11 protein-coding genes and 1 other RNA gene are annotated in these 13,730 nt (G+C 67.4%); 8 read left to right on the plus strand and 4 right to left on the minus strand.

Annotation, left to right across the window (positions count from 1 at the left end):
- Positions 1 to 41: 41 nt before the first annotated feature.
- Together CFB39_RS10495 and ffs are read right to left on the minus strand one after the other, a co-directional pair.
- Complete coding sequence (locus tag CFB39_RS10495; protein ID WP_089473003.1) at positions 42 to 2,405, minus strand: DNA polymerase III subunit gamma/tau; 2,364 nt, start codon at positions 2,403 to 2,405, stop codon at positions 42 to 44.
- Between the two features lie 127 nt (positions 2,406 to 2,532).
- Positions 2,533 to 2,631: signal recognition particle sRNA small type (gene ffs / locus CFB39_RS10500), an RNA gene on the minus strand.
- Between the two features lie 403 nt (positions 2,632 to 3,034).
- On the opposite strand from ffs, the gene trxA reads away from it, so the two are divergent.
- The 8 genes from trxA to CFB39_RS10540 all read left to right on the plus strand — a co-directional run bounded on the left by trxA (position 3,035) and on the right by CFB39_RS10540 (position 11,635).
- Positions 3,035 to 3,361 carry a thioredoxin TrxA gene (gene trxA / locus CFB39_RS10505; protein ID WP_006402348.1) on the plus strand — a complete coding sequence of 109 codons (327 nt, stop codon included), beginning with the start codon at positions 3,035 to 3,037 and terminating at the stop codon, positions 3,359 to 3,361.
- A gap of 193 nt (positions 3,362 to 3,554) precedes the next feature.
- Positions 3,555 to 4,817: a transcription termination factor Rho gene (gene rho, locus CFB39_RS10510; protein WP_006478662.1), complete on the plus strand. Its 1,263-nt coding sequence runs from the start codon at positions 3,555 to 3,557 to the stop codon at positions 4,815 to 4,817.
- Positions 4,818 to 4,950: 133 nt separating this feature from the next.
- Positions 4,951 to 5,451, plus strand: a complete 501-nt coding sequence (locus CFB39_RS10515) for a MerR family transcriptional regulator (protein WP_089431164.1) — start codon at positions 4,951 to 4,953, stop codon at positions 5,449 to 5,451.
- On the plus strand, positions 5,448 to 7,004 hold the full coding sequence (locus CFB39_RS10520; RefSeq protein ID WP_089473004.1) for an MFS transporter: 1,557 nt from the start codon (positions 5,448 to 5,450) through the stop codon (positions 7,002 to 7,004). Before CFB39_RS10515 ends, CFB39_RS10520 begins: the two co-directional genes overlap by 4 nt.
- Positions 7,005 to 7,042: 38 nt before the next feature.
- Positions 7,043 to 7,876 (plus strand): zinc-dependent peptidase, encoded by an 834-nt coding sequence (locus tag CFB39_RS10525; RefSeq protein WP_089456330.1) that lies wholly within the window; start codon positions 7,043 to 7,045, stop codon positions 7,874 to 7,876.
- Between the two features lie 157 nt (positions 7,877 to 8,033).
- Positions 8,034 to 8,294 (plus strand): type B 50S ribosomal protein L31, encoded by a 261-nt coding sequence (locus CFB39_RS10530; RefSeq protein WP_006753671.1) that lies wholly within the window; start codon positions 8,034 to 8,036, stop codon positions 8,292 to 8,294.
- A gap of 144 nt (positions 8,295 to 8,438) precedes the next feature.
- Positions 8,439 to 10,271: a glycosyltransferase family 39 protein gene (locus tag CFB39_RS10535; protein WP_089473005.1), complete on the plus strand. Its 1,833-nt coding sequence runs from the start codon at positions 8,439 to 8,441 to the stop codon at positions 10,269 to 10,271.
- A gap of 2 nt (positions 10,272 to 10,273) precedes the next feature.
- Positions 10,274 to 11,635 carry an MATE family efflux transporter gene (locus tag CFB39_RS10540; RefSeq protein WP_089473006.1) on the plus strand — a complete coding sequence of 454 codons (1,362 nt, stop codon included), beginning with the start codon at positions 10,274 to 10,276 and terminating at the stop codon, positions 11,633 to 11,635.
- An 11-nt stretch (positions 11,636 to 11,646) separates the two neighbouring features.
- On the opposite strand, the gene lipA is transcribed toward CFB39_RS10540, so the two are convergent.
- A complete protein-coding gene (gene lipA, locus CFB39_RS10545) occupies positions 11,647 to 12,612 on the minus strand; it encodes a lipoyl synthase (RefSeq protein ID WP_089473007.1) in 966 nt (321 codons plus the stop codon).
- 2 nt (positions 12,613 to 12,614) lie between these two features.
- Complete coding sequence (locus tag CFB39_RS10550; RefSeq protein ID WP_089473008.1) at positions 12,615 to 13,730, minus strand: acetoin dehydrogenase dihydrolipoyllysine-residue acetyltransferase subunit; 1,116 nt, start codon at positions 13,728 to 13,730, stop codon at positions 12,615 to 12,617.

Here is a 13,730-nt window from a genome sequence, read left to right on the forward strand (position 1 = left end):
CAATGTGTGGGCGTGATTGTGCCTGTCGCGAGGCGCTCGGTTCAATGCAGCGTCGGCGGCGGCCCGTCCGGCGCCGCGTCGGCGAGCGGGCGCACCGAACCCTCGACGATGCGCGCACCGAAATCGCGCACGAGCTGCTGGACGAACGGATCGCCGTGAATCTCCTGCTCGGCCTCGCGCTGGCGTGCCGCGCGCGCGGCCGCATCGAGCGCCGCCGCCGTACGCCGTGCGGGCCCGACCTCGACGGCCACCTCGACCGGCTTGCCGAGCGCATCGGCCAGCGCGGCCTTTAGCTTCGCCACCTGCGCGGTGTCCGCATATTGCGGCACCGGCACGGAAAGTTTCAACGTCGTCGCGTCGACGGCCGTCAGTTCGCTGTTGAACGCGAGTTGGTACGCGACGCCCTTGAGCGGCAGCCGCGCGGCCAGTGCCGGCCATTCGCCGTCGAAACCGACCGGATCGAGTGCGATCGCGGGCGGCAACGGACGCGTGTCGACCGGTGCGGACGGACGGGTTTCCGCCGGCCTCGGCGTGACGCGCACATCGTCGGGGCCGCTGTCGAACACCGGCACGAAGCCGTCGTCGGGCGGGCCGCCGAACATTTCATCGGCACTGAGCGGCACGTAGTCGTCGGGCGGGATGTCCTCCCACGGCGGCGACGCCTGGCGCGAATCGGCCGCCTGCGGCGCACGGGCCGCGGCGCGCGGCGTCGGCACCTGGACGGCGGCGGGACGCGGCGCGGCCGGCTTCTCGGCGGCCGGCTGGGCTGCCGGCTTCACGGCGGCGGCGCCTGCGCGCCCGCGGTCGGACGACACGCGCATCCCCGCATTGCGCAACACGTCGAGCGCGGCGGCGGCTCCTCCGGAACGCGCCGCCGGACGCGCGGCGGGCTCAGGCGGCGCAGCGCGCGGCATCGGTTCGGCCGGCGCAGCCGGCTCGTCACTTCGCTGCGCAACGGCAGCAGGCGGCTCGGGTTCCTTACGGACAGGCGTCGGGTGATCGCCGGCCGGCTCCGCTTGCGGTGCTGCAGCCGTCTGCGGCTGCGGCGTTTCGATGACTGGCGCGTCAACCGGGGCCGGCGCGGCAGCTTCGACGGCAGCCGGTTTCACGGCCGGCCGGTCTATTTCGTCGCCGGACTGCACCGGCGCCGCACGCACAACCGGTACCGCGGGCGCTGCCGGGGCAATAGCCTGCGACCGCACTGCTTCGGCAGGTGCAGCCGATACCGGCTTCGCCGCAGCGGCCGATGCCGCCGCCACGCGCGGGCCCGGCACCGCACGCGGCGCGGACGGCTGGCCGACCGGCGCACTGCCGGCGGCAACCGCCGGCTCGAACGCAAGCATCCGCAGCAGCGTCATCGTGAAACCGGCGTACTCGTCCGGCGCCAGGCCGAGCTCGGCGCGACCGACCGTCGCGATCTGATAGAACAACTGGACCTGCTCGGGGCTCAGCGTCTCGGCGAAGCGGCGCAGGTCGCCCGCTTCGGGCCATTCATCGAGCACCGAGCCCGGCGCGAACTGCGCCCACGCGATGCGATGCAGCAGGCTCGCGAGATCCTGCAGCGCGGTCGAGAACGACAGGCTGCGCAGCGACATCTCGTCGGCAATCGCGAGGATTTCCGGGCCGCCGCCCGCGGCGAGCGCGTCGAGCAGGCGCACCATGTAAGTCTGGTCGAGTGCGCCGAGCATGCCGGACACGGCCGACTCGGTCACCTCGTTGGCCGAATAGGCGATCGCCTGGTCGGTGAGCGACAGCGCGTCGCGCATGCTGCCCTGTGCGGCGCGCGCGAGCAGGCGCAGCGCCTGCGGCTCGAACGTGATCTGCTCTTCGCCGAGAATCCGTTCGAGATGCGACACGATGTGCCCGGCCGGCATCTGCTTCAGGTTGAACTGCAGGCAGCGCGACAGCACGGTGACGGGGATTTTCTGCGGATCGGTGGTCGCGAGGATGAACTTGACGTGCGGCGGCGGCTCTTCGAGCGTCTTCAGCATCGCGTTGAACGCGTGATTCGTCAGCATGTGCACTTCGTCGATCATGTAGACCTTGAAGCGCGCATCGACGGGCGCATACACCGCGCGCTCGAGCAGCGCGGCCATTTCATCGACGCCGCGGTTGCTCGCGGCATCCATCTCAACGTAATCGACGAAACGCCCTTCGTCGATCTCGCGACAGGCGCGACACACGCCGCACGGCTGCGACGTGACGCCGGTTTCACAATTGAGTGCCTTGGCGAAGATCCGCGACAGCGTCGTCTTGCCGACACCGCGGGTTCCGGTAAACAGATAGGCGTGATGGAGACGCCCGCCGTCGAGCGCGTGCGTGAGCGCCCTGACGACGTGCTCCTGGCCGACGAGCGAAGCGAAATCCTTCGGACGCCACTTGCGTGCGAGAACTTGATAGGTCATCGGGAAATTGTATCAGTAACGCTGCGTCGCGCCGACACGCGAAACGGTGCGGAAGACAGGCAACGCGCAGGTAAAACGGAGTGGGGTGCAGAAATAAAAAACGCCCGGCGAACGGGGCGAGATGGAAGGTGACGAGCCCAACCCTCGGCACTGGCGGAAAACGATTGTGGCTGCTTCGTTCCCGACCTGACCAGGTTCACCGCCCCACCATGCGAGGAGGCCCGTCACGGCATATTCTATCACCGCTTCCGGATGAATGCGACCGTTTGTTCGCATCAATGCGAATATGACCCGACAAACCGACGCGCATCGGGCCACGAAGCCCACCCGACGCGCATGGCCTGCACGTCCACCCCTTGTAATTCGCGAGCCGGCCTCCACCTGCTGGACACAACGGTCGAACGTCGCGTCGTACCCCTACTCGCGTAGCGGCTACTATCGCCGCCCGCAGCAGATAGCAATTTAGGCTAATATGACGCCCGAACGACCCGCGAGCCGCGGCATGCAGCGCTTACACGCCTCCTTTCCGGAGAGTGGAGTGACCTGCCGCGGCGGCCGGCCGCCCACGGCAGCCGGTACGCCGCAACGCGCAAGCAGGCAGTCCCCGAACCGTAAGAGGTATTGACCCAATGAGCGAACAGATCAAACACATCAGCGACGCATCGTTCGAACAGGACGTCGTCAAATCCGACAAGCCCGTGCTCGTCGATTTCTGGGCCGAATGGTGCGGCCCGTGCAAAATGATCGCCCCGATCCTCGACGAAGTCGCGAAGGACTACGGCGACAAGCTGCAGATCGCGAAGATCAACGTCGACGACAACCAGGCAACGCCCGCGAAGTTCGGCGTGCGCGGCATCCCGACGCTGATCCTGTTCAAGAACGGCGCGGCCGCCGCGCAGAAGGTCGGCGCGCTGTCGAAGTCGCAGCTCACCGCATTCCTGGACAGCCACCTGTAATACAGGCAGTTCCGCGGACGTGTTGTCAGCCGGCAACACGTCCGTCGACAAGCCGCCGATCGCTCGCTCAAGCGCGAATCGGCCTATGCTAGAATTAAAAAACGTCTACAAGACGCATTTAAGTCTCTGAGCGCTTCCGCTCGCCCTCCTCCCTTTATTTCTTTCGTCGTCTCCTCCCTGGCGGGTTCTCCGTATGCATTTATCCGAGCTCAAGTCTCTGCACGTCTCCGAACTGATCGAAATGGCCAATGGCCTGGAGATCGAAAACGCGAACCGCCTGCGCAAGCAGGAGTTGATGTTTGCCATTCTTAAAAAGCGCGCCAAGACGGGAGAGACGATCTTCGGCGACGGTACGCTCGAAGTGCTGCCGGACGGCTTCGGCTTCCTGCGCTCGCCGGAAATGTCGTACCTCGCGAGCACCGACGACATCTACATCAGCCCGTCGCAGATCCGCCGCTTCAACCTGCACACCGGCGACACCATCGAAGGTGAAGTCCGCACGCCGAAGGACGGCGAGCGCTACTTCGCGCTGGTGAAGGTCGACAAAGTCAACGGGCAGCCGCCCGAGGCCTCGAAACACAAGATCATGTTCGAGAACCTCACGCCGCTGCACCCGAACAAGCCGCTGTCGCTCGAACGCGAAATGCGCGGCGAGGAAAACGTCACGGGCCGCATCATCGACATGATCGCGCCGATCGGCAAGGGCCAGCGCGGCCTGCTCGTCGCGTCGCCGAAGTCGGGCAAGACCGTGATGCTCCAGCACATCGCACACGCGATCAAGCAGAACCACCCGGACGTGATCCTGTTCGTGCTGCTGATCGACGAGCGCCCTGAAGAAGTGACCGAAATGCAGCGCTCGGTCGCCGGCGAAGTGATCGCATCGACGTTCGACGAACCGGCCACGCGCCACGTCCAGGTCGCCGAAATGGTGATCGAGAAGGCCAAGCGCCTCGTCGAAATGAAGCACGACGTCGTGATTCTGCTCGACTCGATCACGCGCCTCGCACGCGCGTACAACACCGTGATCCCGGCATCGGGCAAGGTGCTGACGGGCGGTGTCGACGCGAACGCACTGCAACGTCCGAAGCGCTTCTTCGGCGCGGCGCGCAACATCGAGGAAGGCGGTTCGCTGACGATCATCGGCACCGCGCTGATCGAAACCGGCAGCCGCATGGACGACGTGATCTACGAAGAGTTCAAGGGCACCGGCAACATGGAAGTGCACCTCGAGCGCCGTCTCGCGGAAAAGCGCGTGTATCCGTCGATCAACCTGAACAAGTCGGGCACGCGTCGCGAAGAAATGCTGATCAAGCCCGAGATCCTTCAGAAGATCTGGGTGCTGCGCAAGTTCATCCACGACATGGACGAAGTCGAAGCGATGGAATTCCTGCTCGACAAGATCCGCCAGACGAAGAGCAACTCCGAGTTCTTCGACCTGATGCGCCGCGGCGGCTGATTACCGTCACCCCGCACTCCAAAAACGGCCGCCCGCGCATCCTACCCGGCGGCCGTTTTTCGGTGCCAACCTGAACGTGAACGTACAGGTTGATCTATAATCGCGTCATCGTCCGAACTCCCTCGTCCTCCCGATGCCGAATGACACCTCCACCCCGCTGCTGACCGTGAGCGATGCGGCGTCACGGCTCGGCGTCACGCCGCGCACGCTGAAGTATTACGAAGAACGCGGGCTCGTCACGCCGTCGCGCAGCGAAGGCCGCTACCGCCTCTACGACGAGGCCGACCTCGAGCGCTTCGCACGCATCCTGCGGCTGCGCGCGCTCGGTTTCTCGCTGCATGGCATCACCGAGATGCTGAAGCGCCCACTGGAAGAAACGGGCGACGGCCGGCGCCGCTATTCGGACGCGTCGCTGCGCGACATCCGGACCGGCCTGGCCGACCAGGTCGACACGCTCGACCGGCGGATCGCGGCCGTTCAGCGCGAACTGAAGGAAGCCGTCGCGCTGCGCAAGGAGCTGCAGCACGACATCGACTACGTCGAACGGCGTCTTGCCGGCGAAAACGCCGATGCGCTGATCGCGCAGCGGCAGGCCGAAGCCGGCACGCGGCGCACGCGCAAGGCGCGTGAGTGAGCGCGATGCCCGGTCGCTCGCCACTGTGGAGCCGCGCGAACCTGCGTGCGGACCTGTTCCCGTGGGCGCTCGCACTCGTTACCGGCATCGACTACTTCGACAACGCGATCTTCTCGTTCTTCGCGAGCTACATCGCGGGCGGCATCAACGCATCGCCCGACGAACTCGTGTGGTCGTCGAGCGCCTACGCGGTCACGGCCGTGCTCGGCATCCTGCAGCAGCAATGGTGGGTCGACCGGCTCGGCCATCGCCGCTACGTCGCCGGCTGCATGCTGATGTTCTCGTTCGGCGCGATCGCGGCCGCGCTCGCCGACACGTCGCTCGAGCTCGCGTTCGCGCGCGGCTTTCAGGGCTATTTCATCGGCCCGATGATGGGCGCGTGCCGGATCCTGATCCAGATCAGTTTCAAGCCGCAGGAACGGCCGCCCGCGACACGCGCGTTCCTGATCATGATCCTGCTCGGCAGCGCGCTCGCGCCAATCGTGGGCGGCCTGCTCGTCGCACATTCGACGTGGCGCGCGCTGTTCGCGTGCTCGGCGCCGGCCGGCATCGCGTTCGCGATCCTCGCGCTGCTTACGCTGCCCGATTCGGGCAGGACACCCGACGACGAACGCGGCTCCGGACACTTCTGGCCGTATGTCGTGTTCGCGCTCGCGCAAGGCGCGCTGCAGATCGTGCTGCAGCAGGTGCATTACCAGCTCTATAGCGGCTCGCCGATGCTGATCCTGCTGACGGTCGCAGGGATCGGCGCGCTTGCGTGGTTCGCGTATCACCAGTGGCATCACCCGACGCCGCTCGTGCGCCTGCACGCGTTCCGCGAACGGACGTTCCAGGTCGGGCTGCTGCTCTACATGTTCTATTACTACGAGTCGACGGGCTTCAGTTACCTGACCTCGCGTTTTCTCGAAAGCGGGCTCGGCTATCCGGTCGAGAACGCCGGGCGGCTGGTGGGCACGATGTCGCTGATTTCGGCCACCGCGCTGTTCGCGTACCTGCGTTACGCGAAATTCGTCACGCACAAGAAGTGGTTCGTCGTGCCGGGGTTCGCGATCGCCATCACGGCCGCGCTGTGGATGACGCGGATGACGCCGCAGGTCGGCGAAGCCGCGCTGATCGTCCCGCTGCTGCTGCGCGGATTGCTGCTGCTCTTCATCGTGCTGCCGGTGGCCAACCTGACGTTCCGGATCTTCGCGATCGACGAATATACGCACGGCTACCGGCTGAAGAACATCGTGCGGCAACTGACGATCTCGTTCGCGACGTCGTCGGTGATCATCGTCGAACAGCACCGCGTGGCCGTGCACCAGACGCGGCTCGTCGAGCGTGCAAATGTGTTCGATCCGCTGTTCCAGCAGACCGTCGATGCGCTGACGCACAGCTATGCCGCCGCCGGCCATGCGCTGAGCGAGGCGCACGGCCTCGCGATCGCGTCGATCGCGCGCATGGTCGCGCAACAGGCGTCGTTCCTCGCGTCGCTCGACGGCTTTTACTTCCTGGCGGGCGTGGCGCTCGTCGGCGGCCTCTTCGCGGCATGGCAAAAAGAGATCGATTGAGTTAAAAGACAGGCTTTGGATTTCCGCGAGCCGCCTTCATGCTCTCGAAACTGACCCGCTGGTTCGACGACCGCCGCCGCGACCGCGCGCTGCGCAGCCACCCGATTCCCGACGCGCTGTGGCAGGACACCGTCGAGCGCCTGCCGTTCCTCGCGGCACTGCCGCCCGACGCGCTCGGCCGGCTGCGCGAACTGACGAGCCTGTTCGTCGCGAAGAAATCGTTCTCGACCGCGCACGGGCTCGAGTTGACCGACGCGATGATCGTCTCGATCGCCGCGCAGGCCTGCCTGCCCGTGCTGAATCTCGATCTGTCGCTGTATGACGGATGGGTCGGCGTCGTCGTGTATCCGGGCGAATTCGTGATCCGCAAGACGGTGCAGGACGAGGACGGGGTCGTGCACGAAGTCGAGCAGGATGCGAGCGGCGAGGCCTGGGAAGGCGGCCCCGTGATCCTGTCCTGGGAAGACGCGCAGATGACGGACGGCCACGACGCGTACAACGTCGTGATCCACGAGTTCGCGCACAAGATCGATATGGTCAACGGCGCGGCCGATGGCTATCCGCCCCTATTTCGCCGCTGGCACGCGCCGCACCTCGATGCGCAGGCCTGGGCCGACGTGTTCGAGCACGCGTACGACCAGTTCTGCGCGCGCGTCGACGCGGTGCCGGACCGTGCGTGGGCGCGCTTCGAGCGGGACTCGCTGATCGATCCCTATGCCGCCGACCACCCGTCGGAATTCTTCGCGGTATGCAGTGAAGCGCTGTTCGTCCGGCCGAAAGCGTTCGAGTCCGAATTTCCGGAGTTGTACCGGCTGCTCGCGCGCTACTACCGGCAGGATCCGGCCGGCACCGGCGCGCTCGACGCACCGTGAAAATTATTCGTCAACCATCTGATTTTCTGGCATAATCGCCGTTTTTCGACCTTAGGCAAGTGGCTCGCGCCGGGCTTGGCGTCGTCTGGTTTGCGCAATGTGCGCGTTCCGGCACGGCAAGCGGCGGGTTGGCTACCGCTCTCACCAAGGAAAGACCATGAAAGAAGGCATCCACCCGAACTACCGCGAAGTCGTCTTCCAAGACATGTCGAACGGCTTCAAGTTCATCACGCGCTCGACGATCCAGACGCGCGAAAACATCGAACTCGACGGCAAGACCTACCCGCTCGCCAAGATCGAAGTGTCGTCGGAATCGCACTCGTTCTACACGGGTCAGCAAAAGATCATGGACACGGCAGGCCGTGTCGAGAAGTTCAAGAACAAGTTCGGCGTTCGCGCCAGCGGCAAGGCGAAGTAAGCTTCGCACTGCATCCGGTGGTTGCATTGCACCGGTACCGCACAAAAGGGCAGCCCAGGCTGCCCTTTTTTGTCTCTGCTCGCCCGGCAGGCGCCAGCCGGCGCCCGGGCATCGACCTGACGCGCAACAGCGGGCGCGTCTACAATGCCGGATGCTCGAAACCGGTTCGACCGCGCGCATCCGCGCCGGCCACCCGCCCATAACAAATCGCTCATCTGCATGAAGCCTGTCGTCCGTCTCACCGCCTCCGCCACGCGCGCGCTGCCGCGCTGGCTGCTGCTCACGCTCTGCTTCGTCTACGCCGCGTTCGGCCTGTTCGGCCGCGACCCATGGAAGAACGAGGACGCGGCGGGCTTTGGCGTGATGTGGACGATGGCCAAGGGCGGCTGGCATGACTGGCTGCTGCCGAACCTGGTCGGCAAGTTCATCACGACCGACGGCCCGCTCGGCTACTGGCTCGGCGCGCTGTCGATCCGCGGCCTCGGCCCGTGGGTCGACGCAAGCAACGCGTCGCGCGTCGATACCGGCGTGCTGTTCTGCGTCGCGTGTGCATTCGTCTGGTACGCGGCCTACCTGCTCGGCCGGCGTGCCGAAGTCCAGCCGTTCAAATACGCATTCGGCGGCGAGCCCGAGCCGCGCGACTACGGCCGCACGCTCGCCGACGGCGCGCTGCTGGTGCTCGTCGCCTGCTTCGGCCTCGCGGAGCGCGGGCACGAAACGACGCCGCAACTCGCGCAGTTCGCGTGGATCGCGATGCTCGTCTACGGGATCGTGCGCGGCATCGACAAGCCGATGCAGGGCGCGCTGTGGTGGGGCCTCGCGATGGGCCTCGTCGCGCTGTCCGGCAATCCGGTGCTGGTCGTCGCGCTGCTCGCCGGCACGGCCGTGCTGTGGCTCGTCACGCCCGAGATGCGCAACCTGCGCCTGCCGCTGGTCGGCGTGCCGCTCGCGGCAGCGATCTTCGCGCTGTGGCCGCTGGCCGCGTTCGTCGCGGCGCCCGACGATGCCGCGTGGTTCTTCAACCAGTGGATCCACGGCAGCCTGATGCGCTTTTCGGGCCCGCCGACCGCGGTGCTCGGCTATGCGGCGAAGAACCTGCCGCTGTTCACGTGGCCCGCGTGGCCGCTCGCGATCTGGGCATGGTGGAGTTGGGCCGGCATGCGCCGCCGTGCGCACGTCGCGATTCCGCTGTCGGTCGCCGTGCCGCTCGTCGCGCTCGTGATCCTGCAGAGCCAGCAGTCGAACCGCATGTACATGCTGCTGCTGCCGCCGCTCGCGGTGCTCGCGACGTTCGCGCTGCCGACCCTCAAGCGCGGCGCGATCAACGCGATCGACTGGTTCGCGGTGCTGAGCTTCACGATCCTCGGCACCTTCGTGTGGCTCGTGTGGCTCGCCTCGATCACCGGCTTCCCGCATCCGCTCGCGCGCAACCTCGCCCGCCTCGTGCCCGGCTACGAGCCGCACTTCAAGATCCTGTCGTTCATCTGCGCGGTGATCGCCACCGTGTGCTGGTGCTTCCTGGTGCGCTGGCGCATCTCGCGGCAGCCGAAGGTGCTGTGGCGCAGCGTCGTGCTGTCGGGTGCGGGTACCACGCTGATGTGGGTGCTGCTGATGACGCTGTGGCTGCCGATCGTCAACTACGGCCGGACCTATCGCGACGTCGCGCAGCAGATCGCGGTGCACCTGCCGTCCGACTACGAGTGCATCTCGCCGGTACGGCTCGGTGACGCGCAGATCGCGACCTTCGCGTATTTCGGCAACATGCGCTTCGATTTCTCCGGCGACTGCGACGTGATCCTGCGCCAGGACCGCTCGGACTTCGGCGAGCCGAGCTCGATGTCGCAATACGTGTGGCGTCTCGTGTGGGAAGGCCGCCGCGCCGCCGACCGTGACGAGCGCTTCCGCCTGTACGAGCGCATCGAACGGCCGAAGACGCCCGTCAAGCGGCGTCCCCCGCGCCGCCAGCCGGCCGATTGACGATGTTCGGCGACATCCGCCGGATCGTCGGTCTCGCGTGGCCGGTGCTCGTCGGCCAGCTTGCGATCATCGCGTTCGGCGTGATCGACACCGCGATGGTCGGGCGCTACTCGGCCGTCGATCTCGCCGCGCTCGGGCTCGGTTCGTCGATCTACATTTCGATCTATATCGGCCTGACGGGCATCCTGTCCGCCCTGCAGCCGATCACCGGGCAGCTGTACGGCGCGCGGCGCTATGCCGAGATCGGCGAGGAAGTGCGCCAGGCGCTGTGGCTCGCGCTGCTGCTCGCGGTGCCCGGCTTTCTCCTGCTGCATTTTCCCGAACCGCTGCTGCGCGTCGCGCACACGCCCGCCGCGCTGCACGACCGCACCGTCGACTATCTGCGCATCCTGTCGTACGGGCTGCCCGCCAGCCTCGTCTTCCGCATCTACAACGCGCTGACCAACGCGGCCGGCAAGCCGCGCCTCGCGATGATCCTGCAGATCGGCGCGCTGCTGCTCAAGTTCCCGCTCAACGTGTGGTTCATCTTCGGCGGGTTCGGCGTGCCGGCCCTCGGCGGCCCGGGCTGCGGGCTCGCGAGCACGCTGATCAACTGGGCGCTCGCGCTGATCGGCTACACGCTGCTCGCGAAGCTCGACGTGTTCGCGCCGCTCGCGATCTTTTCCCGCTTTTGCTGGCCGGTCTGGGAGCGCCAGAAGGCGATCCTGAAACTCGGCGTGCCGATGGGCCTGTCGTACCTGATCGAGGTCACGTCGTACACGTGCATGGCGCTGTTCATCGCGCAGTTCGGCACGACGACGCTCGCCGGCCACCAGATCGCCGGCAACATCGGCGCGGTGCTGTACATGACGCCGCTGTCGATCGGCGTGGCGGCGTCGACGCTGGTCGCGCGCGCGCTCGGCGCCGGACGGCCCGAGGAAGCCCGGCTGCTCGGCCGGCACAGCGTGATCTTCGCGTGCGGCATTGCCGCGACCTACGGCCTGCTCGTGTTCGTGCTGCGCCCGCTGATCATCGGCGGCTATACGCCGAACCCGGCCGTCGCCGCGGCCGCGATGCCGCTCGTCGCGATCGTCGCGTGCTACCACGTCTTCGATGCGCTGCAGGTCACGTCGGCGTTCGTGCTGCGCGCCTACAAGGTCGCGGTCGTGCCGACCGTGATCTATGCGGTCGCGCTGTGGGGCGTCGGGCTCAGCGGCGGCTACGCGCTCGGTTTCGACGTGGGCGGCATCGCGCCCGCGTGGCTGACCGGCGCGCGCGGCTTCTGGTTCGCGAACACCATCAGCCTGATGCTCGCGGGCGCCGGGCTCGTGCTGTACCTGCGCCGCGTCAGTCGTGCGCATGCCGCTGCTTCCACGTCCGCCTGACACGCCGCCCGCTACGTCTCCTCCAGCACGTCGGCCGCGTGATACGACGACCGCACGAGCGGGCCGGCGACGACTTCCCTGAAACCGAGCAACAGCGCCTCGTCGCGCCACGCGGCGAATGCGTCGGGGCTCACGTAGCGCCGCACGGGCAGATGGTGCGCGGACGGCGCGAGATACTGGCCGAGCGTCAGCACGTCGACGTCATGCGCACGCAGGTCGCGCAGCGTGTCGCGCACTTCGTCGTCGCACTCGCCAAGGCCGAGCATCAACCCCGATTTCGTCACCAACTCCGGCCGTGCCTGCTTCGCCCGCGCGAGCAGTTCGAGCGAGCCGCGATAGTCGGCGCCCGGCCGCGCCGCGCGATACAGCGACGGCACCGTCTCGATGTTGTGGTTGAACACGTCGGGCCAGGCCGTCGACAGCGCATCGAGCGCGCGGGCCACGCGGCCGCGGAAGTCCGGTGTCAGCACTTCGACGCCGATGCCCGGCACGCTCGCGCGCACCGCCGCGATGCATGCGGCGAAATGCGCGGCGCCGCCGTCGCGCAGGTCGTCGCGATCGACCGACGTGATCACGACGTAGCGCAGCCCGAGCGCCGCGGCCGCATCGGCCAGCCGCGTGGGCTCGTCGGGATCGAGCGGTTCGGGACGGCCGTGCGCGACGTCGCAGAACGGGCAGCGCCGCGTGCACAGGCCGCCCATGATCATGAAAGTCGCCGTGCGCTGCGCGAAGCATTCGCCGATGTTCGGGCACATCGCCTCCTCGCAGACGGAATGCAGCCGATGATCGCGCAGTACGGCCGCCATGTCGGCGACCGCCGCGCTCATCATCGGCCGCGCGCGCAGCCACGGCGGCTTCGGCAACGCCGCACCGGCCGCGGGCTCGACGCGCACCGGAATGCGCGCGAGCTTGTCACGGCTTCTCGCGCCCGGCTGGCCGAGCGCGGTAAGGCTGGGTCGTTCGAGCGCGGCGGCCATCGTCAGTCTCCGAGAAACGCGACGATCAGGCGGTTCACGTCGGCGGCCGCCTCCATCTGCACCATGTGCCCGCTGCCGGCGATCACCTCGGCACGCACGCCGTCAGGCAAGCCCTGCGCGTGCTGCGCCGGGATCACCTGGTCGCGCTCGCCCCAGATCACGAGCGTGCGCGGCGCAAGCGTCGCGAGCCGGTCGCGGAACACGCGCCGCTGCGCGGCACCGTCGAACGCGGCGTGCGCGATCTTCTCCAGCGCGGCCTGCACGCCTTCGAGGCGCTTGTACTTGACGAGATCCTCGACGAGCTGCCGCGTGACCAGCGCGTTGTCCGCGAACAGCGCGCCAAGGTGCGGCTTCAACGTATTGCGGCTGTTGCCGGCGACGAAGCCGTCGATGTAAGCGCGGTTGATGTCGGTGCCGAGCCCCGCGCTCGCGATCAGCGTCAGCGACGCGACCCGTTGCGGCGCGCGCTCGGCCGCCGCCATCGCCACCGCGCCGCCCATCGAATGGCCGATCAGGTGGGCGTGGTCGATGCCCTTCGCATCGAGCAGCGCGAGCACCGCGTCGGCCAGCTCATCGAGGCTGCCCGTCTCGACCGCCTTGCCCGACTCGCCGTGACCGGGCAGGTCGAGCGCCCACACCGGCCGGTGCGCGGCGAGATCGGCGTGATTGAACAGCCAGTTGTTGAGATCGCCGCCGAAGCCGTGGATCAGCACGGCGGGCGTGCCGCTGCCTTCGCCGAGCTTCAGGAAGCGCACCGTCCGGCCGCCGATCTGCGCCTTCTCGGGCTGCGGGCCCGCGGCTTCGTCGGACGCCGCGCTCGGCACGAAATCGCGCTGGAATTCTGCGATCGCCGCGTCGATGTCGGCATCGCTCGCGTCGGCGGCCGCGACGACGCCGAGCAGCGCGCCGACCGGCAGCGTCTCGCCTTCCTGCGCGACCTGCCGGCGCAGCGTGCCGTCGAACGCGCATTCGACGCCCGACGAGATCTTGTCGGTCTCGACGTCGAGCACTTCGTCGCCCCTCGTCACGCGTTCGCCGAGCGCCTTCAGCCAGCCGTTGACCTGCCCCTGCTCCATCGACAGCCCCCACTTGGGCATCGTGATCATGTGAATCGACAT

The organism is Burkholderia sp. AU6039 (assembly GCF_002223365.1).
Taxonomy (GTDB): Bacteria; Pseudomonadota; Gammaproteobacteria; order Burkholderiales; family Burkholderiaceae; genus Burkholderia.